This is a genomic window from Cupriavidus malaysiensis (genome assembly GCF_001854325.1).
Classification (GTDB): Bacteria; Pseudomonadota; Gammaproteobacteria; order Burkholderiales; family Burkholderiaceae; genus Cupriavidus; species Cupriavidus malaysiensis.
On the sequence record NZ_CP017754.1, the window covers coordinates 1,329,982 to 1,352,709 of the forward strand.

The window sequence follows — 22,728 nt, forward strand, 5'->3', positions numbered from 1 at the left end:
GGCGCTGCGGCGGCGTGGTTCAGGTGCTGGCTTCCCTGTCCAGGGCGGCCTGCAGCGGTGTCCAGCGCAGTGCGAAGGTGCGCTGCGCGCGCGTGGAGTCGAGCCGGGGGCTGTCCTGCCACAGGCGCGCCAGCGATGGCGGCACCGGGGGCGGCGTGCGCAGGCCGATCCTGCGGCCGGCGATTTCCGCGATCTTCAGCGCCGGCGCGAGCAGGCGCGTTTCCAGTGCCAGCCGGCGCGCGCCGATGCGCTGCACCGGCGTGGCGCGCAGCGCCCGCGCATAGGCGATGAAGTACTCGTTCCAGCTCGGCGCCTGCGCCATCGCCAGGTTGTAGGCCTGCCCGGCCGCCGCCGGCAGGCGCAGCGCGGCCAGCGTGGCCTGGACCACGTCGTCGACGTGCACCAGGTTGCTGCAGCCGTCGCCGGCAGCGCCGAGGTCGCCGATGCGATGGGCGCGCAGCAGTTGCGCGATGCGTGTCGACCATTGCGGGCTGCCGCCGCCGTAGATACAGCCGGGGCGCAGCGTGACGCAGCCGGCGTAGTCGCCGAGCCGTTGCTCGGCGGCCACCTTGGCCTGGCCATAGGGGCTGGTATCGCTGCCGAACGGGCAGGATTCGTCGATGGTGCCCGCGGCGGAACCGTAGACGGCCATCGAGCTGAAATGGACCAGCGGCAGGGCGGGCTGGCCGCGCCGGTCCAGCGCGCTGCGCAAGGCTTGCGCGCTGGCGGCGATGGTGGCCGGCTGCCCGGCGACGGCATTGATGACCGCGTCGACCTGTTGCAGGGCCGTGCCCAGGGCGGCGGCGTCGGTCGCATCGAGCGCCAGCGCGCCCGGCAGGCCGGCCCGGCCTGCGCCGCGCGAGGCGGCAAGCGGTTGCGCCCAGTCGCTCGCGGCCAGCGCGCCGACCAGCCGCCGGCCGAGGAAACCCGTTGCGCCGAGTACCAGTACACGGATCGTCATGCCACGTCTTCCTCTTGTGCTCGCCGGGTGGTGATGCCGCTGGCCGCCTCTGGCGTCCGCGCATAGGTCTTGCGCAGGTGATCGGCCAGGCGCAGCGCCAGTGCGACGATGGTCAGGGTGGGATTGGCCTGCCCGGAGGTGGGGAACACCGCGGCGCCGGCAATGTAGAGATTGCCGGCTTCATGCACGCGGCAGTCGGGGTCGACCACGCTGGTGCGGGCATCGACGCCCATGCGGGCGGTGCCGATGTGATGGCCGCCGTAGGCGCCATAGCGGGTCATCTCCGCCTCGACCTGCTGCGGGTCGTAGTCGAAGGTGCCGGCGCCGCTGGCGCGCAGTTCCCGCGCGAGCGCCGCGAGCGAGCGGCTGACGGTGTCGGTGTCCTGCTGGCTGTAGCGCCAGTCGATATGCAGGCGCGGCATGCCGAGGGCATCGGTGTCCGTGCCGAGCCTCACCCGGCTGTCCGGGTTGGGCTCCTGCTCGGCATGGAAATCCAGGCTGAAGCGCAGGTTGTCCGGGCGGATGATGATCGACGGGAACTTGCGCGCCGCCAGGTTGCGGCGCCGGATCCAGTGCGCGAGAAAGCGCGCGGTGGCGGGCGCGCCGACGATGACGTTGCGCAGGTGGCCGAGCGCCGCGCCGGCCGACATCGGCTCGTCGGCGTCCAGCCGCTTGGCGTATTCGCGCGGGATGAACGGCCGGGCGAGGTAGAGCAGGGACAGCGCGCCATTGCCGTGGCCGGGGTCCGGGATGCGCGGGTGATGCAGGCGCGCGATGAAATTGCCGGCGTGCAGCGCGCGCTGCGCCTGCGGCAGCAGGGCCAGCCGGCGGCGGCAGTAGATGCCCTCGTCGGAGACCTCGTAGCCATGCCAGACCGAGCGCGCGGCCGACAGGTCGACCGTGCCGATGGTGCCGGCCAGGTGGGACATGTAGTAGCGGCCGACCACGTCGTGCGCGTTGCCCAGTCCGCGGCCGCTGCGCCCGGGATTGGCCAGCAGCAGGCGCGGCACTTCCAGCCCGCCGGTGGCGAGCACGAAGGCGCGCGCATCGACGGTGAAATGATTGCCTGCCAGGGTGCGCACCTGGGCCGGGCCGACCCGTTGCCCGCTGCCGTCGAGGGGCAGCGCGCGCAGGTTCGCGTGCTGGATCACGCGCAGCGCGGCGGTGGCGAGGCGGTGCCGGTAGCGCTGGCCGAAATCGGTCGGGCAGCTGAAGCGTTCCAGCGCGTCGGTGGAGAACAGTCCGCTGTCGAACCCTTCGATCATCGGGCGCATGCCGGGCACGGCCGCGGCGCTGTAGGCGAAATCGCCGGCCTCGCACAGCTGGTTGGCGCGCGGGTAATAGGGCAGCAGATCGCTCAGGGCGATGGGCCAGCCGCTGTGCGCGATGTAGTCGCGCGCTTCGAAGTCGATGGCGTCGAGCGGCATGCAGCGTCCGCCCCACAGCGTGGTCGAGCCGCCGAAGCGGCGCACGCGGTAGTGGTCGGCCGGCGGATGCAGGCGCGCATCGGCCACGCTGCCGGCGTAGAGCTGCTGGGTGGCGGCATCGTCGCTGTCGCCGCCGCTTTCGAGCAGCACGATATCGAGGCCGCTGTCGCGCAGGGCCAGCGCGAGGGTGATGCCGGCGGCACCGGCCCCGACGATGCAGACGTCTGCCTTGAGCAGCGAGCCGGCGGGAATGTGGTTGGCGTCTTCGATCATGTGGCGGGCTGTGCGCGCGTGGCTCGGCGGTTCACGGCTTGCTGCGTCGGAATCAGAAGATCCGTTCGCCGACGCGCACGACGTCGCCGGGACGCACGGGATCGGTGAGGTTGGCTTGCTCGCTGCCAAGCTTGCCGGTGGCTTCGTCCATGTGTTCCAGCTGGATGCGGCGGTCGGAGCTGCGCGGCGTGAGGCCGCCGGCGATGGCGATGGCCCGCATCACGTTCAGGCGGTCTTCGACCGGATAGGCTCCCGGCTTGCCGACTTCGCCGTAGACGTAGAACTTCTGCACCTTCGGCACGAACACGATGTCGTTCGCCTTCAGGTCGGTGTCCTGGATGTCCCGGCTGGGGTGCTGGCTGTTGTCGAGGTAGAGCGGGATGCGCTCCTGCTTGTCGTCGACGCGGCGGATCAGCACGGCGGTGTTGCCCGCATCGGCGGTCGAGCCGCCCGCCAGTGCCAGCAGTTCGAGCAGGCTCAGGTGATTGGTGAGCGCGTAGCGGCCCGGGCGCGCGACGCTGCCGAGGATGGACACCACGCGGCTGCGTACCGCGAGCACTTCGACGGCGACCTGCGCGTGTTCCAGGTAGCCGCGGGTGCGCAAGGCGTCGGCGATCTGTTGCCCGATCGCCGCAGGTGTCTTGCCGGCCGCCTGCATGGTGCCGACGAAGGGCACGACGATCTTGCCGTCGGCATCGACCGTCACATTGGCGTTGGCGCCGCCCGGGCCCATGATGGAAATGGCCAGCGTGTCGCCCGGCCCGACGCTGGCGATGCTGCCGGACGAGTCAGGCAGCGGTCCCGGGGTGGTGATCGCCTGGTTGATATCGGTCGCCGGGAGGCCTTGCGCGCCTGCAGTGCCGGCGATCAGTGCCGCCACCGACGCCGCCGCAACAAGCAGCGAAATTTTGAGTTGCCATCCAAATGCCGACACGGTATGTTCCATCCTTTGTGAGTTGCCGCGTATGCGTAAGCCAACGTAAGTGAGTTAACGAAGCTGAGCAAGCAAAGTTAACGAAAAAACGATAGTCGGCGAAAGTACGAGAATCGGCAAAGGTACTAAAGTACAAAGGTACTTTACGACAGCCAGGTCGACGAGGGCCAAGTCCGAGAGCTAAGTCGACGAGGTGTTTCAGTCATGCGGTTTCTCGGCCATGCGGGCGCCATCTTATCAGGGCGCCGCCGCCGGCCGGGGATCCGCGGATGGAAGCGTCGCCGGACTCCAACCTTTTGCCACGGAGGCTATGTGATGGGTTCTCAGTCGCCCGGGAATCGTACCGTGTCGCAGGTAGATTCACTGCTCGAGCAGGTCAAGGTCCGCCTGTTCGGCCTCGCGGTCGATGCGGCATCGTTCGACCAGGCGGTGGAGCAGCTCGTGACGGCTGCCATGCAGCGCGGCGGCGCCGCGCGCGTGGTGGTGACGCCCAATGTCGATCACCTGGTCCGGCTGGACGGCGCGCCCGAATTCCGTGAGCGCTACAGCCAGGCCGATTTCATCTTCGCCGACGGCATGCCGGTGGTGTGGGCGAGCCGCCTGCTGGGACGCCCGCTGCCCGAGCGCGTGACGGGCGCCGATCTGTTCGACGCCTTGTGCCGCGAGGCGCAGCAGCGCCACCTGAAGATCCTGCTGCTCGGCGGCCAGCCGGGGTCCGAACCCCAGCTGCTGGAGAGTTTTTCCCATACCTATGCGGGGCTCGACATCGAGATCGTCAGCCCCTCGATGCAGTTCGATCCCACCGGTCCGGAGGGCGAGTCCTTTGCCCGGCTCGCGCGCGAGCGGGCGCCCGACATCGTGTTCCTGTGCGTGGGCATGCCGAAGCAGGAGCAGTGGGCCCTGCACTACGCCAGCCAGCTGCCCGGCGGCATCGTGCTTTGCGTCGGCGCGGCGATGGAGTTCGCCATCGGCATGCAGCGGCGCGCACCGCAGTGGATGCAGTCCGCCGGGCTGGAGTGGCTGTGGCGGCTGGTCAACAATCCGCGGCGGCTGTGGCGCCGCTATCTGGTCGACGATCCCAAGTTCCTGCGCCTGTGCTGGCGAGAGTGGCGTGCGCGGATGCGCCATGGGGAGGCATGAGGGGCACTGGATCGCGACGCTGGGCGCAGGCTGCACTGGTGGCGCTGATGTCTTCCCCCTTGTCGGGCTGGGGCGTACCGCCGGAGTACGCGATCCAGCTCGGCAGCTCGGTCCAGTATCAGGGCAACCCGGGCGGCCTGCCCGAGTCGATGGCCGGCGATATCCATGGGGCCGCGGTGGTGGCCAATACGCTGGGACTGGGCCTGAGCTGGCCGCTCGCCTCGCCGGAAACGCGCCTGGACCTGGCCGCCAGTGCTTCCGATGTGCGCTACAGCAGCAGCCGGCAGCTCGACCACCAGCCTGCCTTCGTTAACTCCACCTTCTACTGGCGGGCGGGCCGGCTGCTGGCCGGCAACCTTCACTACGGCTACTTCAGCCAGCTCAACGGCGCGCTGAACCAGGTCTGGCCCGCGCGCGACATGCAGGTGAACCAGGACGCCAGCGCGGAGCTCGGGCTGCGCGTGACCGACGAGTTGACCTTGCCGGCCCTGCGGGTGTTCCACGCCACCGCGCGTTACGACGTGCCCTACAGCCGCCAGTTGTACAACAGCAACCAGAACGGCTGGCAGGTCTCCACGCGCTATGCGGCGGATCCGGACCGTGCCGACAGCTCGGCGGTGGAACTGGGGTATCGCCGCACCAATGCGGCCTATCCCTGGCGCTCCGATGAGCAGGTCGCGATCATCGACAATGCCTACAGCGATACCGAATGGTTCTCCGGGGCGCAGTGGTACGTGAGTCCCAAGACCTGGATCGGCGCCCGCGCCAGCCTGTTGCAGCGGACCTACGCGAACCTGTCGGCGCGCGATACCCGGCTCGTGACCTTCAATGTGCGCGCCTTATATGATTTCTCGCCCAAGCTGCAATTCGATATCCGCCTCTGGCGCCGGCCGTATGCGAACAATACGCAGCCGCAGGTGATTTACTCGACGCAGACGGGGGGCTTGATCGGGCTGGCCTGGAAGGCGACCAGCAAGACGACGCTGTCCCTGTTCTATCAGCACGCCTTGCAGAAGGACTACACCAGTTCGGCGGCGATTTCCGGATCCGACCAGCTTCGCCTGCCGGCCTACGGCGCGCGGCTTCAGTGGTCGCCCACGGACAATATGCGCTGGATGCTCGATTTCGTCAGCACGCTGCAGCGGGGCAGCTATGCCTACGACGATTACAACCGGCGCTATGTGCGGCTCGGTTTCGAATACACCTTCGGCAGCCGTGGCAACCAGGCGGTGCGCAGCCTGCTGAAGCCCAGCCTCTGCGGTGAAGCCTATCCAGCGCTGACGCTCTGCTGACGGGGCTGACGGGCGGCGTGACCGGCGGTGCCATGCCGAAGGGCTTCGGCATGGCCGCCCGATCGCTTGCGCGGCCGGCCGCTCAATACGTCGCCCGCACCTGCGCGAGCACGGCCGGGACCGTGCGCAGCAGGATCTTCAGGTCGAGCAGCAGCGACCAGTTCATGATGTAGTAGCGGTCGAACTCGATGCGGCGCTCCATCTTGTCGAGCGTATCGGTTTCGCCGCGCAGCCCGTGGATCTGCGCCCAGCCGGTCATGCCCGGCTTGACGCTGTGGCGCAGCATGTAGCCGGGGATCCGGGCGCGGTACAGCTCATTGTGCTGGGCCGCGTGCGGGCGCGGGCCCACCACGCTCATGGAGCCGCTCAGCACGTTGAAAAGCTGCGGCAATTCATCGAGCGACGAGCGGCGCAGGATGCGGCCGACCCGCGTCACGCGGTCGTCGTGCATCGTTGCCTGGCGCAGCACGCCGTCGGTGGCTGCGCTGCCCTCGACCTTCATCGAGCGGAACTTGAGGATGGTGATGGGGGTGCCGCGTTCGCCGTAGCGGGTCTGGCGGAACAGGATCGGGCCCGGCGAGTCCAGCCGGATGATGCACGCGATGGCCAGCAGCAGCGGCCACAGCACGAGCAGCGCCGCGGCGGCGACCACCACGTCCATGGCGCGCTTGAGCAGCCGCGACAGGCCCAGGATCTTGCTCGAGTGGACCGTCAGCAGCGGGATGCCGGCGATTTCCGTCAGCCTGGGCATGACCGGCCCGAGGAACTGCGGCATCGGCATCAGGTAGATGGAGGCGGTGGAGTCGTAGAGGTGGTCGACGATGCGCGCGATGCCGGTGCGGTCGTCATGGATGTGCTGGGTCAGGATGGCCGCCTCGAAGCGGCCCGCCATCAGATGCTGGACGGCATCGTCGTAGTTGCCCAGGTAGGGCAGGGAATCGATCGACTCCCCACTCGAGGGGGGTGTTCCGGCATAGAAGCCCGTCACGTGCATGCCGAGGATCGGCGAACGCTGCAGCCGCAGGTTCAGTTCGCGGGCGTCGGGGGCGATGTTGCCCAGGAAGACGGCCCGGCGCCGGCTGCCCGGCAGGTTGTTGACGTAGCCGGCAACCTTGCGCAGGAGCATCAGGCTGGCGATCTGCAGCCCCAGGGCGACGAAGCCCCAGGTGAGCAGCAGGCTGTGCGAATGGGCCAGCCAGTTGCCGACGCCGTGGGCCATCAGGACCAGGCCGAAGGACAGCGTCAGCGGCACGCGGAACCAGCGCAGGATGCCGTGGCCCAGCATCCACGATGCACTGCGCGCGCTGATCAGCAGCGGGAAACTGGCATAGGACGCGAAGGCGCTGAGGGCGATCAGCGCGATCATGATCAGGGCGTACGGTTCGAGATTGGCGTCGACGCCTTGAGAGAGGAGCAGTACCGCGAAGGAGGCGGCATTGACCAGGGCGCTGACCATGCCGGCCAGGACCAGGAACGATCGGAGATGGTGACTGGGCAGCCACGGTTGCAAAAACATGGCGATTTCTTGGTCTGATCAGCCGATGCTCGGATCCCCTGGGGGCTGCTGCGGGGGAGTCATAAACTTTCTATAGCACATGGCGCCGATATGGCAAATACGGAATGCCATGGCACATATGACACAGTTGTTGCGGTTGGTGCGGTTGGTGCGGTTGGTGCAGTTGGTGCGGTTGGTGTACTTGGTGCTATATGCAGTTGGCGCAGTTGGTGTGCCAGGCAGCCCGTATGATGGTGGATAGCAAAATGGACTGTCAACGACTATCGTGGCGTATTCCGGTGCGCATTCACCAAGCGTCTGTTCCGCGCATATTGCGGGGGTTTGCCGCCCGCTATTCCGCCGCGGGCGGACGGTGCTCCTGGGTTAAAATCTGCCCCCGTCGGCTGGGCGATATCAGAGAGGGTGTTGCGTGGTGAATTCAAGACCGTCTGATGCGGGTCTTTTGTCGGTCAATGCGAACCAGTTGGGTGCGATTCTTTTCGCACGCCGTCGCGTCATCGTCGGCGTGGCCCTGGCCACCCTGCTGGCGACCGCATTGCTGCTGGCCGTGCGGCCGCGCCTGTGGACCGCCTCGTCGGATGTCTACGTCGATTTCAAGGCGAACAACCCGCTCGACGGCACCATGTACTCGTCGCTGTCGGCGACGTCGGATGACAACTACATCCAGACGCAGATCGACATGATCCAGAGCCCTGCCGTGATCGAGCGCATGCTCAAGACACAAGGGCTGCTGGTGTCCGATGGCGCCAATGGCACCAACGATGCCAAGGCGCGCGACCTGCTGGTGCAGAGCGTGGCCAGGAACCTGACCGTGACGGGGGGCCATGGCAGCCGGATCCTGCAGGTGTCGTTTGCCGGCGACTCGCCGACCCGGGCCCGCGACGGCGCCAATGCGATCGTCAATGCCTACCTTGCGCTCAGCCAGGAGGTTTCGCAGTCGTCGGCACGCTCGGTCAGCCAGCAATACAACGCCCAGCTCGAGCAGTTGCGGCGTGAAGTCAACACGATCCAGTCCGACCTGACCAAGTACCGGGAGCAGACCGGCAACATCGACCAGCAGCCCGACAATATGGAGTCGACGCGGCGCCTGCACGACATGCTGAGCGAGCAGCAGACGCTGCAGGCGCAGATCCGCGATGCGCGCGCGCGCAACGAGGCCACCGGCAAGCTGCTGGCGGCCGGGACCCGTCCGGAGGACTTGCCGCAACTGGCAACGCTGGCCTCGCTCAACGAACTGCGCGAGGGCCTGACCCAGGTCAACCGGCAGATCGGCACGGTCGATGGCGCGCTGGGGCGGAACCATCCGACCGTGCGCGGGCTGCTGGCGGAACGGCAGCGCCTGCAGTCGCGTGTGGCGGTTGCGGCGCAGGCCGCGCTGTCGGCGCAGCGCGACGATCTCGCCCGTCTCCAGGCCCAGGCGGCCGCACTCGACAGCGATATCGAGGCGCAGCGCAAGCACGTGCTGCAGCAGTTGGGCGAGCGCGACCGCATTGCCGCCTACCAGCGGCAGCTCGATGGCGCCGAGCGGGTGTACAACGACGTCCTGCAGAAGTACGGCAGTGTGCTGATGGCCAGCAGCGTGACGCTGCCGCGCATGGTCGTGCTGCACGTGGCGGGCACGCCGGTCAAGCCGTCGAGCCCGAAGGTGACCCGCAGCCTGTTGGCCGGGATGCTGGTCGGCGTGCTCGGCGGGATCGGCCTGGCCCTGCTGCTGGAGCTGGGCAAGCGCCGGGTGCGCTGCGCGCAAGACCTGTCGCGCAACCCGGCCCTGAACATGATCGGCCATATCGGTCGCCCTGTGGCCACGAAGACATGAACGATACTTCCGCGAAGCTGGCGCCCGAGGAGCAGGAGCACGACGAGCAAGTGCGCGACGAGCAGGTGCGCGGCGAGCAAGACATGGCCGCCGCCGCGCCCATGGCGATGGAGCGCATGGGGGATCGCTTCGTGCGGGCCGGCCTGTTGACGCAGGCCCAGGTCCAGCGCGTGGTCGAGTTCCAGGCGGCGCGGAACCTGCGCTTCGGCCAGGCCGCCGTGCAGCTCGGCTTCGTCTCCGACCAGATGGTGTCGGCCGTCCTCGCCGAGCAATACCAGTATGAAGTCTCCACGCTGACCCGCCCGATCGAGCTGCCCCTGGCGATCGCCGCCGATCCGTTCGGCCAGGAGGCCGAGGCCATCCGGCAGCTGCGCGCGCGGATCTCGATGGGGATGGAGGGGCAGCGGCATTTCTCGCTTGCGCTGGTCAGCCCCAGCGCAGAGGCGGGCTGTGCCTACCTGGCATCGAGCCTGGTGGTGGCGTTCGCGCAGATCGGCCGCAATGCCCTGCTCGTGAATGCCGACCTGCATGCCAGCGGGCAGCGCGAGATGATGGGGCCGGCGCAGCCGACGGGGCTGTCGAGCATGCTGGCCGGGCGCCAGCCGCCCGGTGCCTATCGCACCATTCCCGGCATTGCCGCGCTCGGCATCCTGGACGCCGGGCCGCAGCCGCCGAATCCCGCCGAGCTGCTGCGCGACGCCGCGTTGCGGCGCATCCTGGACAGCTACGTCGATGCCTTCGAGATCTTCATCGTGAAGACGCCGGCGGCGAACACCTCGGGCGATGCGCTGTCGATCGCCCGGCAGGTCGATGCCTGCCTGCTGGTGGCGCGCAAGGATGTCACGCTGATGTCGGAGCTGGAGGAGACGGCGCGCCTGCTGGAGAGCGCCAACGTCAAGGTGCTGGGCACGGTCTACAACGAGTACGCGCCGCCCGAGCCGCGCGCCGACGGGCTGGCCGGGCGGCTGCGTGGCTTGCTGCGCAGCTGGCTGCCCTGGCCGCCGGCGGGCCGCGGACGCTGAGCGGCATGGCGAGCGAGCCGACGCGATTCGCCTCGCCGGCCCGGCCGGATGGCGCGGCGGGTACGGCGGGTGCTGCCGGTGACGGCGCTGCCCAGTCGCAAGAGGCGGCGCGCTGGGAGGTGCGCCAGCGCTGGCTGATGCGGCTGCTGATCGGCTTCAGCTTCGTGTGCGCGCTGGTCCCGGATACGCTGTCGATGAGCGAGATCGGGCCGGCGGCGGATCACACCATCACCGGCGGCTCGGCGCTCCGGCAGGTCGAGTTCGGCTCCATCTATGCGGTCTGCGCCTGGCTGGCCTGGCGCCGTCCGCAGGACACGCTGGCGCGGCTGCGCGGCATCAATCCGTTCCTGGTGGCGTTGCTGTTGTACTGCGCGGCGACCGCGCTCTGGTCGCCGTTCCCCGTCCTCACGCTCAAGCGCGCGGTGATGTTCGCCGGCATGATGCTGACCGGTTTCGCCTTGTCGCCGCCGTTCAGCGAACCGCGCCAGCTGTTCCGCGTGGCGCTGGGCACGCTGACCATCCTGCTGGCGGTTTCGGCCTTGGTCGCGGTGCTGTGGCCGGCGGTCGGCGTCGACTACCTGCTCGGCGGCGCCTGGCGCGGCATCATGTGGCAGAAGAACATGCTCGGCAGCGTTGCCGCGGTGGCCGCGCTGCTGTGGCTGCGCGAGCGCCTGGCGCCGGACGCGAACGTGCGCGCGACGACCGCCGGCCTGCTGTTCAGCCTGTTCATGCTGGCCATGGCCAAGAGCGCGACCGCGCAGCTGATCACCGGCATTTCCTTCCTGATCTACCTGACGACGCGCCGCAAGCTGACGGACGGCCGCACCGGCTCGATGCTGCTGCTCGGCGGCGGGCTCTTCGTCATGTACGCCTTGCTGCTCTTCTTCGTCGTGGCCGGACGCATGCCCGGGGTCGAGGATGTGCGCGGCCTGGTGACGGGGCTGTTCAACAAGAGCAGCGACCTGACCGGGCGCGACCAGATCTGGGCCATGGTCTGGCTGTCGATCAGCAAGCACCAGTTGCTGGGCGGCGGCTACGGTGCGTTCTGGACGGGGGAGGGCGGGCCGGCCCAGTACGTCGAGCAGGCACTCGGCTGGATGCCGCCGCATGCGCACAATGGCTACCTGGACGTCCTCAACGAGCTGGGCCTGGTCGGCCTGGGCCTGTTCCTGGGCGCCTTGCTCTGGCATGCCGTCAGCCTGGTCCGCCTGTATTTCATCGACAGCGAGGACGCCGCCATGCATATGGCGCTGTTCGTATCGATCCTGATCAGCAATTTCTCCGAGACGCAGTTGCTCGCCAATACCGCGTTCCAGAACATCATCTTCCTCTACTCCGCGATGGTGGTCAGTGCCAGGCTCGCGACGAGCCGGAAGGCCTTGCCGCAAGCGCGGCGCCGTCCCGGGCTCGCGGCGGGATGACGCGCCCCCGGCGCGGCCTGCTGCCGCGGCTCCTGCTGCCGCTCGCCCTGGCGGCCTCGCTGATGCTGCCGGCTTCCGGCCAGATCGCCGAACGCGCCTGGCGCGGCATGGTGCCGCGCGAGGCCAGCTACTTCCGCTTCGAGATCGACGAGGATGCGCTGCGCGGCGCGCCGGATCAATCCGCGCTGAACACGCCGCTCGATGCCGCTTCCCGCCTGTTCGTGCGCGACGGGCACTTCTACCAGGTGGGCGCCGACCTGGCGCCTGGCACGGCCGACGACCGGCGTGTCCGGCTGTTCGGCGTCAACCTGACCTTCGGCGGCAATTTCCCCGATGCGGCGGGCGCGGTGGCGCTGGCCAGGCGCTTGCGCAAGCTCGGCGTCAATGCGGTGCGCCTGCATCATCTCGATTCGCTGCCCTCCGACGAGCGCGAGGCGCCGCTCAGCATCCTGTCGAGCGGCCCCTATCCGAGTTTCAATCCGGTGGCCGTCGCGCGCCTGCGCCACCTGATCGATGCGCTGGCGAGCGAAGGCATCTATATCGACCTGAACCTGCACGTCGGCTACCGCTTCCGGCCGGCCGTCGACGACCTGCCGGCACTGGACGACGGCATGACCATGCCGCCGCTGGACGCGCCGATCCACGTCTACGACGAGCGCCTGATCGCGCGGCAGATCGGCTACGCGCGCGGACTGATCGACGGCCTCGGCCTGCGGCGCAACCCGGCGCTCGCGCTGGTCGAGATCGACAATGAATCGTCGCTGCTCAACGCCTGGCACAACGGCCACTGGAGCGAGGCCATCCCGTCGGCCTACGCGCCCGAGCTCAGGCGGCGCTGGCGCGGCTGGCTCCAGCAGCGCTATGCGACGCTGGCGGCGGCATGCGACGCCTGGGGCGGCTGCGACGACGGTCCCGACAGCGCGGCCCGCCTGCCCGAGCCGGGCCGGGCCCGCGGCCAGGGCGCGCAGCGGCGCCTGAGCGATTTCCTGGAGTTCCTGGCCGCCACCGACAAGGCCTACTTCGACCGCCTGCGCGCCGCCGTGCATGAGGCCGGCGATCCGCTGGTGCCCGTCACGGGTACGCAGATGACCTTTGGCGGCGCGATGAATTTCGACGCGCAGGCGTCGATGGATTTTATCGACGAGCATATCTACGTCGCGCATCCGAACTATCCCGGCGGGCGGGGCGACGCGGGGCGCTGGCGCATCCCGGTGCTGTCGGCCAGCGCGGACGAGATGAACCGGCTGCTGGCGCTGGGCCAGCGGCGCGACCGCCGGCGTCCCTTCGTCGTCAGCGAGTACAACGAACCGTTCCCCAATCCGCGCGGCAGCGAGATCATCCCGATCATGAGCCTGCTCGCGGCGCAGCAGGACTGGGACGGCATCTTCTTCTTCGAGTACAGCGACAGCGCCACGCCGCCGCGCGCGCCGGCCCGTTTCAACCTGGCCGGCGACTGGGGCAAGTATGTGCTGGCCGGGCCCAGCGCCCGCCTGTTCCGCACTTTCGGCCTGGCGCCGCTGCCGGATCGGATCGACCTGCCGCTGGCGCCGGCCGACCGCCTCCGGATCGGCCTGAGCGAGCGGGCCGATGCGCTCGAGCACGATCTGCACGAGCGGCTAGGCGCCACCCCCGAGCTGGCCTGGCGCGGCCGGGTCGCCGCGGACCTGGCGCCGGCGGCGGCTTCGGTGCGCCTGCCCGCGCCGGGCCAGGGCCCCTATGCGACGCCCGACGGCGCGGTCCGCTTCGATCCCGTGGCCGGTCGTCTGCTGGTCGACACGCCGCGCCTGTGGGGCTTGTTCGGCACCACCGCCTCCGCCCGCCTCGGCACGGAGGCGGCCTGGATGCAGTTCGACGCGGGCGGGCAGGGTAGCGCCAGCGTGTGGCTGGCCTCCCTGGATGGCGCCGACCTGGGCCGGTCGCGGCATATGCTGCTATCGATGGGAACGCTTACCTTGGGGGCCTCACCTGGCGCCGCTGCCGGTACTGCTGCTAGTGCCGCCGCTGGTGCCGCCGCTGGTGCCGATCCTGGCCGGCCGGCCAGGATCGTGCCCTATGACGGCGACCTCCGCTGGCTGACCTTGGCGTCCGGCGTGGCCGGCGGTGACGCGCCGCCGCGCGCGACCGAGCCGCCCACCTGGATGGCGCGCCTGCCCGTCACGCTGGGTTTGGGCGCGCGTCCGGGCGTGCTCAGGATCTACCCGCTCGATGGCACCGGGCAGCGGCGCAGCGGGCCGCGCCTGCCCGAGGTCAGCAGCGGGCCGTCGGGCTGGACCATCGCCTTGCAGCGCGACGCGGCGACGTCCAGCCCCTGGTATGAGATCGAGATCACGCCGAACTAGCCGGACTGGCCGGACTAGCCGACCAGCCGACCAGCCGACCAGCCGACCAGCCGGACTGGCCGCGCTGGCCGGACTGCCCGGGCTGGCGGAAGCGGACCGGCGTGCCGGCTTACTCTGCCGCGCGGCCGTAGGTGTCCTCGAAGCGCACGATGTCGTCTTCGCCGAGATAGGCGCCGGACTGCACTTCGATCATCTCGAGGGGGATCTTGCCGGGGTTGGCCAGGCGGTGCACCGTGCCGAGCGGAATGTACGTCGACTGGTTCTCCGTCAGCATGCATTCCTTGTCGCCGATGGTCACCAGCGCGGTGCCCTTCACGATGATCCAGTGCTCGGCGCGGTGGTGGTGCATCTGCAGGCTGAGCTGCTGGCCGGGATTGACGACGATGCGCTTGACCTGGAAGCGCTCGCCCTGGTCGACGCCTTCGTACGAGCCCCAGGGGCGGACCACGCGCCGGTGCGTGAGCGATTCGCGCCGGCCCGACTTGTTCAGCCATTCGACGACCTTCTTCACGTCCTGCACCTTGTCGCGATGCGCGACCAGCACCGCGTCGCCGGTTTCCACGATCACCACGTTCTCGACGCCGAGCGCCGCGACCATGCGGTGTTCGGCGCGGATGTAGGCATTCGTCACCGCTTCGGCGTAGACGTCGCCGATCAGCGCGTTGCCGTGCGCGTCCTTGGCGGCGATGTCGGCGAGCGCGCTCCACGAGCCGATATCGTTCCAGCCCAGGTCGGCCGCCTCCACCACCGCCGCGCGGCCGGTCTTCTCCATCACGGCATAGTCGATCGAGATGTCGGGGCAGGCGCGGAAGGCTTGCGCATCGAGGCGGAGGAAATCGTGGTCCTGCTTCGCCTGCTCGAATGCGAGCGCCGCCTGGCGCGCGATCTCCGGCGCATGGCGGCGCAGTTCCTCCAGGTAGGCCGAGGCCTTCAGCAGGAACATGCCGCTGTTCCAGTAATAGCCGCCTGCGGCGAGGAAGCCCTGCGCGGTCGGCGCATCCGGCTTCTCGACGAAGGCGTCGACCGCGTAGGCCTTGGGCCGGCCGGCCAGCGGGCTGCCGCGCCGGATATAGCCGTAGCCCGTGTGCGGCTGCGTCGGCGCGATGCCGAAGGTGACGAGGTAGTCGTCGGCAGCCACCGGCAAGGCATGCTGCACGGCAGCCGCAAAGGCCGCGTCATGCGCGATCGCGTGATCGGACGGCAGCACGAGCAGCAGCGCATCGGGCGCTGCGCGCATGGCGAGCAGCGCCGCGACGGCGATGGCGGGCGCGGTATTGCGGCCGACCGGCTCAAGCACGATCGAGGCGGGTGTCACGCCGACCTGGCGCAGCTGCTCCGCGATCAGGAAGCGCTGCTCGTTGTTGGTGACCACGATGGGCGCGGCGGCGCCTGGCAGATGCTGCAGGCGCAGCGCCGTCTGCTGTGCCAGCGAGTCGTCGCCGGTGAGCCGCAGGTATTGCTTGGGATGGCCGCTGCGGGACATCGGCCATAGCCGCGTACCGCTGCCGCCACACAGGATGACGGGTTGTATGTGCATTGTTTTCCTCGGGACGCCCAGTGGATCCATCCGGCAAGCCGGTCGGCACGGCCAGCGCGGTCAGCGCGGCCAGCGGGTATCTCGGGACGGCTTCATGCATGGCGCCACCGCATCCTGGCCGGCATGCGGCGGGTCGCTGCGGCGGCTCCGGCGGCCCTGGCGACTGCCGGCGGAGTTCCGCAGCCGGTGTCGAACCGTTGGCAGATACCCGCTCGCGCGCGCCATCCTCGATGCCTTGCACGCGCTGAGGGAGATCATCTCACAACACGCCAGCGGCGAGTGGGCTGGCGCGCCTGGTCAGGCCGGGTGCCGGCGCCGATGGCGCGTTCGCCTCTTGGCCCCGTTCCCAGCCTCGCGCTTACCCCTGCTGCAGCCCGTACTTGCGGATCTTGTCGAACAGTGTGGTCTTGGCCACGCCGAGCGCCTCGCTGGCGCGGCTGAGGCTGCCGTCGTGGCGGCGCAGCGCGTCGGCGATCAGGGCACGCTCGAATTGCTCCACGGCCTGCGCCAGCGGCAATGCCGCCGGCGGCGGCGCGTCCTGGCCGGGCTGGCAGCCCAGGCCGAGCACGTGGCGCTCGGCCAGGTTGCGCAGTTCGCGCACATTGCCGGGCCAGGGATAGGCCACCAGCGCGGCCTGTTCCGCCGGCGTGGCCGGCACGGCCTCGCGCTCGAAGCGCAGCGCGGCCTGGGCGACGAAGTGCTCGAACAGCAGCGGGATGTCTTCGCGCCGTTCGCGCAGCGGCGGCAGTTCCAGCGTGACCACGTTGAGCCGGTAGTAGAGGTCGGCGCGGAACTGGCCGGCATCGGCCAGCGCGCGCAGGTCGGCCTTGGTGGCGGCCACCACGCGGGTGTTGACCGAGACCGGCTGGTTCGAGCCCAGCCGCTCCACCACGCGTTCCTGCAGCACGCGCAGCAGCTTGATCTGCAGCGGCATCGGCATGCTCTCGATCTCGTCGAGGAAGAGCGTGCCGCCCTCGGCGTGCTCGATCTTGCCGATGCGGCGCCGCGCCGCGCCGGTGAAGGAGCCGGCCTCGTGGCCGAAGATCTCGCTCTCGAACAGTTGCTCGGGCAGGCCGCCGCAGTTGATGGCGACGAAATGCTTGCTGTGGCGCGCGCTGGCCTCGTGCAGGCAGCGCGCCACCAGCTCCTTGCCGGTGCCGGTCTCGCCGTGGATCAGCACGTTGGCGGCCGTGTCGGCCACGTCGGCGATCAGGCGGCGCAGCCGCTCGATGGCGGGCGAGACGCCGATCAGCCGGGCTTCCAGCTTCTCGCGGCCGGACAGGCGCGCGCGCAGTTCTGCCACCTCGCGCGTCAGCCGGCGCTGCTCCAGGGCGCGCCGCGCCACGTCGACCAGGTGCTCGGGCGAGAACGGCTTCTCGAGGAAATCGTAGGCGCCGCGCTTCATGGCCTGGACCGCCAGCGTGACGTCGCCGTGGCCGGTGATCATCACCACCGGCAGGGCGGGGTCGCGCGCCTTGAGCGCGTCCAGCAGGGACATGCCGTCGCTGCCCGGCAGGCGGATGTCGGACACGACGATGCCGGGGTAGCCGGCCTGGACCTCGCGCAGCGCGGCCTCGGCGCTGCCCACGCCGCGCGTGGCGATGCCTTCGAGCTTGAGCGCCTGCTCGCAGCCGAGGCGGACGTCGGGGTCGTCCTCGACGATCAGGACGGTAAGGGGAGAGGGATCGGCCGCCATGCTCGGGCTACTCGGGGTACTCAGGGTACTCGGGCTACTCGGGTTCAACTCGGACACTCGGATTCAACTGGGATCGACTGCAAACCGGAAACCGGGATTCTGCCTGGATTCAGGCGGAATTCGCTTCGGCCTCCGGCTCGGCCAACGGCAGCGTCAGCGTGAAGCAGGCCCCGCCGTCGGGGTGGTTGCTGGCGCGCAGGCTGCCGCCGTACTCGTTCAGGATGCCGGCCGACAGCGTCAGGCCGAGCCCAAGCCCCTGCCCGGCAGGCTTGGTGGTGAAGAAGGGCTCGAACAGCCGCGCGAAGGCGTCCTCGGACAGGCCCGGGCCGCTGTCGCGCACGGTCAGGTGAGCCTTGCCGCCGCTCACCGTGGCGCGCAGCTCGAGCCGGGGCGTGCCCTGGGCGCCGGGGCTTTCGCTGGCGTCGAGCGCGTTGCCGATCAGGTTGACCAGCACCTGTTCGAGCCGGTTCGGCTCGCAGACCACCGCCAGGCCGGGCTCGATGTCGCGCACGATGTCGGGCTGCAGCGCCTGCACGCGCGTATCGAGCAGGAACAGCGCGTTGTCCACGGCTTCGTCCAGCCGCGCGCCGCGCCTGCCGTTGCCGGGCTTGCGCGCGAAGGACTTGAGCGCGCCGGTGATGCGGCCCATGCGCTCGACCAGGCCGATGATGGTGCTCAGGTTGGTGCGCGCGGTCTCGTAGTCGCCGCGCTCGAGGAATTTCTGTGTGTTGCCGGACAGCGTGCGCAGCGCGGCCAGCGGCTGGTTGAGCTCGTGCGCGATGCCGGTGGACATCTGGCCCACGGTGGCCAGCTTGCCGGCCTGCAGCAGGCCGTCCTGGGTCTGGCGCAGCACCGCCTCGGTGCGGGTGCGCTCCGCCACCTCGGCCTGCAGCTGGGCATTGGCCTGCGACAGGTCGGCGGTGCGCTCGGCCACCTTGCGTTCCAGCTCGCTGTTGGCGGCCTCCAGCGCGGCACGCGCGGCCAGGCGCTCGCCGATGATGCGGCGGCGCACGTTCCAGGCCGCGCCGAGCAGCAGCACGAAGGCCGCCACCACGCCGCTGAGGGCGGCCGTGTTGAGCGCCGCCACGCGCGCCTGCATGGTGTTGGAGAGCAGTTCGAGGTGCCAGTCGGTGCCGGGCAGCGCCGCGCTCTGGGCCAGCATCGGCGGGCCGCCGCGCAGGCTGACCAGGGTGTCGCCGTTGCGCAGCTTGCGCACCGGCTGGAACGCCAGCGGCGCCAGCGGGGCGCGGTTGTACTGCAGGCTGTGGATCAGGCGCTGGCGCTGCTCGTCCGACATCGGCTTGAGCGCCAGCAGCCGCCACGAGGGCTCGGAGGCGAGGATGACCACGCCGTTCTCGTCGGCCAGCAGCATCTGCATGTCGGGGATGCCGGTGCCTTGCCAGTGCTGCTCGACCGCCTCCAGGCCGATCTTGACCACGGCCACGCCGATCGGGCTGTCGCGCGGGCCGATCGGCGCCGACAGGTAGTAGCCCGATTCGCTGCGCGTGGTGCCGACACCGTAGAAGCGGCCGAGCTGGCCCTCCATGGCGGCGTGGAAGTAGGGGCGGAAACTGAGGTCTTCGCCCAGGTAGCTGTCCGGGCGCTGCCAGTTGCTGGCGGCGAGCACGTTGCCGTGCGCATCCAGCACATAGACCACGCGCGTGCCGGCGCGCGCATTGAGCGCGACCAGGTAGGCGTTGGCGGCCGCCACCCGTGCCGCGTCGCGCGGGTGGGCCAGCAGCGCCTCGATGCGCTCGTCGAGCGACAGCAGGCCGGGCACGTGGTCGTAGCGCGCCAGCTCGCTGGCCAGGGCCTGCGTGTACAGGCGCATCTGCACCTGGCCGCGCTCGGCCTGGCGCGTCAGCGCGGTGTCGTAGCTGAGGCGGTAGCCCAGCCAGCTGGCCACGCCGATCAGCGCCGCCAGCACCACCATCGCCAGCGCGGGCGCGAACAGGCGCGGGCGGCGGACGGGTTCCGTCGAGGCGCTGGCGCCTGCGGAGAGGCCGGAGGAGGAGGGCTGGCCGGTCATGGGCTGGCGGGGGAGGGTGGGTGGAATCGGGGCTGGATTCGGGATGGGTGGAATCGGCGCAGCGGCGCTGGCGGGTCGAGGCGCGCGAAGCGCAGGTTCCGGCACGGGCGTCGGCGACGCGGTGCCCCGTTTTACCACATCCCGCACCGCGGAATGAATAAGGGCCCGCCCGCCTGGTCGGCGGCCGGGCCCTGGCACGGCTGCGGGAAGCTTACTTGCCCGACAGGACCTGAACGGGTGTCAGGTCGGCGTCGGCCGAGGGTTCATCCTCTGCCGACAGCACCGGCGCGCCGATGGCGCCTTCGCTCTTGGCGACGACGCTGGTTGCAATCGCATTGCCCAGGACATTGGTCACGGTACGGCCCATGTCCAGCACGTGGTCGATGCCCAGTACCAGCAGGATGCCGGCCTCGGGCAGGCCGAACATCGGCAGCACGGCGGCCACCACCACCAGCGAGGCGCGCGGCACGCCGGCGATGCCCTTGCTGGTGACCAGCAGCACCAGCAGCATGGTGATCTGCTGGGTCAGCGACAGATGGATGCCGTACACCTGGGCCACGAACAGCGCGGCGAAGGAGGTGTACATGATCGAGCCGTCCAGGTTGAACGAGTAGCCCAGCGGCAGCACGAAGCCGGTGATGCGCTCCTTGACGCCGAAGCGGGTCAGCGCGTCGATGACCTTCGGGTAGGCCGACTCGCTGCTGGCGGTGGCGAAGCCGATCATCAGCGGCGCGCGCATCAGCTTGAGCAGGCGGAACACGTCGCGGCCCAGGAAGAAGTAGCCGCCGGTGATCAGCGCCACCCACAGCAGTGCCAGCGCCAGGTACAGGCTGCCCAGCAGCTTGGCGTACACGCCCAGCACGCCCAGGCCCTCGGCCGTGATGACGGCCGAGATGGCGCCGAACACGCCCACCGGGGCGAAGGCCATCACGTAGTTGGTGACCTTCAGCATCACCTGGCCCAGGCCTTCGATGGCGGCCAGCACCGGCTTGCCGGCGCCGTCCTTGACCGTGCCCAGCGCGAAGCCGAAGAACAGCGAGAACACCACGATCTGCAGGATCTCGTTGGTGGCCATCGCTTCCACGAAGCTCTTGGGGAACATGTGGGCGATGAAGTCGCGCAGGTTCAGCGACGCCGTCTTCACGCTGGAGGTGGCGTCCGCCGCCGGGATCGCCAGGTTCATGCCGTGGCCCGGGGTCAGCAGGTTGGCCATCACCAGGCCCAGCAGCAGCGAAGTGATCGAGGCGCCGATGAACCACGCCATCGCCTTCATGCCGATGCGGCCGACGGCGCGCCCGTCACCCATGCCGGCGATGCCCGCCACCAGCGTGGCGAACACCAGCGGCCCGATGATCATCTTGATCATGCGCAGGAACACGTCGGTCAGGATGGACAGGTGGTCCGCGATGGACTTGGCGGTGGCGGCGTCCGGCGCCATGTTGTGCGCGGCGGTGCCGGCCAGCACGCCTAGCAGCATTGCAATGAAAATCAGGGTGGGCAGTCGATTCAGTTTCATCGTGGATCGGAACGATGCGCCCGGCGCGGGACGACGGGCGGCTGTATTGCAAGGGGGGCCGGCTGGCTGGCGCGGGACCGGTGTCCGGTCTGGCGACGCGCTGGCTCGTTCGGCCAGGAGCGTCAGCGCTGCGGCAGCCGCCGTGCGTCGACGGGCGCACGGCGCGTGGGGCGCGATGCGGGATGGGTCACTTGTCCTCCTCTTTTCCTCTGTTGTTGGGTGCGGCCGGGGCCTGGGGGGGCCTCGGCGTCCGCCATGCTTGGTGGCGCCTTCTATCGCACGAGCCGTGCCAGCGCTGCATGCGCGCGCATGCATGCCTAAGATGTTGATTTCGCTGCGGAAAAAAATGTGATGCGGGCGCTTTGTTCGGTTTTCCGTGTGTTGGTGCCGGATGGCCGTTCGGATTACCGAATGCGTGGCCGGGCGATGGGTGGCGGTGGCGGCATGTGCGTCGCGGCGGCGCCGGGCGAGGTGCCGGATGCTGGACGGGGGCTGGAGCAGCATGGACCGGGATGGTCCGGGATGGTCCGGGATGGTCCGGGATGGTCCGGGATGGTCCGGGATGGGAGGAGACTAAGCCTGCCTCTCCGTCTTCTGGCGCATACCAATCGCCGTGGCCCGGCTCCTAGAATGAAGCCATCCGGCCGGTCGGATACGGACCCGACACGGGTCGGAGGGGCTGGCGCCCGGCCGCGGGGCGCAGGGATGGGGGCCGGACATGAGTTCGAAGCACGCCTTTGTCACGCTGGACGCGCTGCGCGGGATTGCCGCCCTGGGCGTGGCGGTGACGCACATGCCGCGGGTCTTCGATGGCGTGACGGTGCCGAATGCCCACCTCGCCGTCGATTTCTTCTTTCAGCTGAGCGGCTTCGTCATTGCCTTCGCCTACTTGAAGAAGATCGAGGAGGGGATGAGCCTGGGCACCTTCGTGCGGGCCCGCGTCAACCGCCTCTACCCCATCTTCCTGGTCGGCATCCTGCTGGGCGTCGCGGTGGCCGTGGCGGCCCTGGCCTTCGGCGGCGCCGGCATGTCCGTGTCGTGGTCGGGGCGCGCCTTCGGCTGTGCCGTGCTGCCGAACCTGCTGATGCTGCCGGCCTTCGGCTGCGGCGTGGACAACCTGATCTTCCCCTTCAACCCCCCGATGTGGTCGGTGTTCCACGAGTTCCTGGTCAACATCGCCTTCTTCCTGCTGATTCCGCTGTTGCGCTTCCGCCTGCTGGTGCTGTGCCTGCCGCCGTTCCTCTATCTTCTGCTGGCGCCCTTCGTGCTGGGCAGCGGCGGCTTCGACTTCGGCTTCGGCTGGGGCGACTTCCTGCCGGGCTTCCTGCGCACGGCCGCGTCTTTCCTGGTCGGCGTGAACATCTTCCTGGCCGCCGACCGCCGCATGTCCAGCTCCAACCTGGTCGGTGTGCTGCTGGCGGTGGTGACGGGGGCGGCGCTCTACGCTTCCCATACCGGCCTGATCTACGAGTCGGTGATGGTGGTGGTGGTGTTTCCGCTGGTGGTGTGGTTCGGCGCGCGCTACAACCCGTCGCATGCCGGCCTGGCCTGGCTGTTCGTCAAGCTGGGCAGCATCAGCTATGTGCTGTATGCCATCCACAAGCCGACCTACCAGCTGCTCTACGGCGCGCTGCTCAAGTTCGCGCCGTCGCTGATCGGGCGCGCCGGCATGGCGCTGGGCGTGGCCATGCTGGCGGGCATCGTGCTCCTGTCCTGGTGGCTGGCGCGCTATTACGAGCCGGCGGCGCGCGCCCTGCTGGGCAAGGTGGGCGCCGCGCGGCGGGCCGCGCCGGCTTCCGCGGAGTGATG

General features: G+C 69.5%; 15 protein-coding genes. 7 read left to right on the forward strand and 8 right to left on the reverse strand.

Annotated elements, in window-relative coordinates:
- Positions 1-19: 19 nt before the first annotated feature.
- The 3 genes from BKK80_RS05770 to BKK80_RS05780 are packed head-to-tail and all read right to left on the reverse strand — an operon-like array spanning position 20 to position 3,541.
- Positions 20-961 carry an NAD-dependent epimerase/dehydratase family protein gene (locus tag BKK80_RS05770; protein WP_071037378.1) on the reverse strand — a complete coding sequence of 314 codons (942 nt, stop codon included), beginning with the start codon at positions 959-961 and terminating at the stop codon, positions 20-22.
- Positions 958-2,661 carry an FAD-dependent oxidoreductase gene (locus tag BKK80_RS05775; protein ID WP_071068722.1) on the reverse strand — a complete coding sequence of 568 codons (1,704 nt, stop codon included), beginning with the start codon at positions 2,659-2,661 and terminating at the stop codon, positions 958-960. Before BKK80_RS05775 ends, BKK80_RS05770 begins: the two co-directional genes overlap by 4 nt.
- 52 nt (positions 2,662-2,713) lie before the next feature.
- Positions 2,714-3,541 (reverse strand): SLBB domain-containing protein, encoded by an 828-nt coding sequence (locus BKK80_RS05780; protein WP_162287345.1) that lies wholly within the window; start codon positions 3,539-3,541, stop codon positions 2,714-2,716.
- Positions 3,542-3,940: 399 nt separating this feature from the next.
- Here BKK80_RS05780 and BKK80_RS05785 point away from each other — a divergent pair, with 399 nt between their 5' ends.
- Together BKK80_RS05785 and BKK80_RS05790 are read left to right on the forward strand one after the other, a co-directional pair.
- A complete protein-coding gene (locus BKK80_RS05785) occupies positions 3,941-4,735 on the forward strand; it encodes a WecB/TagA/CpsF family glycosyltransferase (RefSeq protein ID WP_231907990.1) in 795 nt (264 codons plus the stop codon).
- Positions 4,736-4,782: 47 nt separating this feature from the next.
- Positions 4,783-6,027: a hypothetical protein gene (locus tag BKK80_RS05790; RefSeq protein WP_157903163.1), complete on the forward strand. Its 1,245-nt coding sequence runs from the start codon at positions 4,783-4,785 to the stop codon at positions 6,025-6,027.
- Positions 6,028-6,109: 82 nt separating this feature from the next.
- Here the strand turns inward: BKK80_RS05790 and BKK80_RS05795 are convergent, their stop codons facing one another.
- Positions 6,110-7,543 carry an undecaprenyl-phosphate glucose phosphotransferase gene (locus BKK80_RS05795; RefSeq protein ID WP_084545495.1) on the reverse strand — a complete coding sequence of 478 codons (1,434 nt, stop codon included), beginning with the start codon at positions 7,541-7,543 and terminating at the stop codon, positions 6,110-6,112.
- A 463-nt stretch (positions 7,544-8,006) separates the two neighbouring features.
- Here BKK80_RS05795 and BKK80_RS05800 point away from each other — a divergent pair, with 463 nt between their 5' ends.
- From BKK80_RS05800 to BKK80_RS05815, 4 genes are read left to right on the forward strand one after another with little or no spacing between them, the layout of a single operon-like run.
- Entirely contained in the window at positions 8,007-9,359 is a 1,353-nt protein-coding gene (locus BKK80_RS05800; protein WP_157903164.1) for a GumC family protein, read from the forward strand.
- Positions 9,356-10,381 (forward strand): CpsD/CapB family tyrosine-protein kinase, encoded by a 1,026-nt coding sequence (locus BKK80_RS05805; RefSeq protein WP_084545497.1) that lies wholly within the window; start codon positions 9,356-9,358, stop codon positions 10,379-10,381. Before BKK80_RS05800 ends, BKK80_RS05805 begins: the two co-directional genes overlap by 4 nt.
- 5 nt (positions 10,382-10,386) lie before the next feature.
- Positions 10,387-11,802 carry an O-antigen ligase family protein gene (locus BKK80_RS05810; RefSeq protein WP_071011479.1) on the forward strand — a complete coding sequence of 472 codons (1,416 nt, stop codon included), beginning with the start codon at positions 10,387-10,389 and terminating at the stop codon, positions 11,800-11,802.
- The gene (locus BKK80_RS05815; RefSeq protein WP_071068724.1) at positions 11,799-14,141 is read left to right on the forward strand and encodes an alpha-amylase family protein; all 2,343 of its coding nucleotides are present in this window, start codon (positions 11,799-11,801) and stop codon (positions 14,139-14,141) included. The genes BKK80_RS05810 and BKK80_RS05815 overlap by 4 nt, the downstream gene beginning before the upstream one ends.
- A 109-nt stretch (positions 14,142-14,250) precedes the next feature.
- Here BKK80_RS05815 and BKK80_RS05820 read toward each other — a convergent pair whose 3' ends face one another.
- From BKK80_RS05820 to BKK80_RS05835, 4 genes are all read right to left on the reverse strand, one after another.
- Positions 14,251-15,678 carry a mannose-1-phosphate guanylyltransferase/mannose-6-phosphate isomerase gene (locus tag BKK80_RS05820; protein WP_071011483.1) on the reverse strand — a complete coding sequence of 476 codons (1,428 nt, stop codon included), beginning with the start codon at positions 15,676-15,678 and terminating at the stop codon, positions 14,251-14,253.
- Between the two features lie 358 nt (positions 15,679-16,036).
- Complete coding sequence (locus tag BKK80_RS05825) at positions 16,037-17,374, reverse strand: sigma-54-dependent transcriptional regulator (protein WP_071011484.1); 1,338 nt, start codon at positions 17,372-17,374, stop codon at positions 16,037-16,039.
- Positions 17,375-17,483: 109 nt separating this feature from the next.
- A complete protein-coding gene (locus BKK80_RS05830) occupies positions 17,484-19,403 on the reverse strand; it encodes a sensor histidine kinase (protein WP_071037372.1) in 1,920 nt (639 codons plus the stop codon).
- Positions 19,404-19,614: 211 nt separating this feature from the next.
- On the reverse strand, positions 19,615-20,919 hold the full coding sequence (locus tag BKK80_RS05835; RefSeq protein WP_071011488.1) for a dicarboxylate/amino acid:cation symporter: 1,305 nt from the start codon (positions 20,917-20,919) through the stop codon (positions 19,615-19,617).
- A gap of 718 nt (positions 20,920-21,637) precedes the next feature.
- Between BKK80_RS05835 and BKK80_RS05840 the strand changes: the two genes are divergently transcribed.
- Positions 21,638-22,726 carry an acyltransferase family protein gene (locus BKK80_RS05840; protein WP_071011490.1) on the forward strand — a complete coding sequence of 363 codons (1,089 nt, stop codon included), beginning with the start codon at positions 21,638-21,640 and terminating at the stop codon, positions 22,724-22,726.
- Positions 22,727-22,728: the final 2 nt, after the last annotated feature.

What these genes read in the sequence shown, in the direction of transcription:
- BKK80_RS05770 (WP_071037378.1), bottom strand. Translation starts at nt 961, where the DNA reads ATGACGATCCGTGTACTGGTACTCGGCGCAACGGGTTTCCTCGGCCGG.
- BKK80_RS05775 (WP_071068722.1), bottom strand. Translation starts at nt 2,661, where the DNA reads ATGATCGAAGACGCCAACCACATTCCCGCCGGCTCGCTGCTCAAGGCA.
- BKK80_RS05790 (WP_157903163.1), top strand. Translation starts at nt 4,783, where the DNA reads ATGTCTTCCCCCTTGTCGGGCTGGGGCGTACCGCCGGAGTACGCGATC.
- BKK80_RS05795 (WP_084545495.1), bottom strand. Translation starts at nt 7,543, where the DNA reads ATGTTTTTGCAACCGTGGCTGCCCAGTCACCATCTCCGATCGTTCCTG.
- BKK80_RS05805 (WP_084545497.1), top strand. Translation starts at nt 9,356, where the DNA reads ATGAACGATACTTCCGCGAAGCTGGCGCCCGAGGAGCAGGAGCACGAC.
- BKK80_RS05810 (WP_071011479.1), top strand. Translation starts at nt 10,387, where the DNA reads ATGGCGAGCGAGCCGACGCGATTCGCCTCGCCGGCCCGGCCGGATGGC.
- BKK80_RS05815 (WP_071068724.1), top strand. Translation starts at nt 11,799, where the DNA reads ATGACGCGCCCCCGGCGCGGCCTGCTGCCGCGGCTCCTGCTGCCGCTC.
- BKK80_RS05820 (WP_071011483.1), bottom strand. Translation starts at nt 15,678, where the DNA reads ATGCACATACAACCCGTCATCCTGTGTGGCGGCAGCGGTACGCGGCTA.
- BKK80_RS05825 (WP_071011484.1), bottom strand. Translation starts at nt 17,374, where the DNA reads ATGGCGGCCGATCCCTCTCCCCTTACCGTCCTGATCGTCGAGGACGAC.
- BKK80_RS05830 (WP_071037372.1), bottom strand. Translation starts at nt 19,403, where the DNA reads ATGACCGGCCAGCCCTCCTCCTCCGGCCTCTCCGCAGGCGCCAGCGCC.
- BKK80_RS05835 (WP_071011488.1), bottom strand. Translation starts at nt 20,919, where the DNA reads ATGAAACTGAATCGACTGCCCACCCTGATTTTCATTGCAATGCTGCTA.
- BKK80_RS05840 (WP_071011490.1), top strand. Translation starts at nt 21,638, where the DNA reads ATGAGTTCGAAGCACGCCTTTGTCACGCTGGACGCGCTGCGCGGGATT.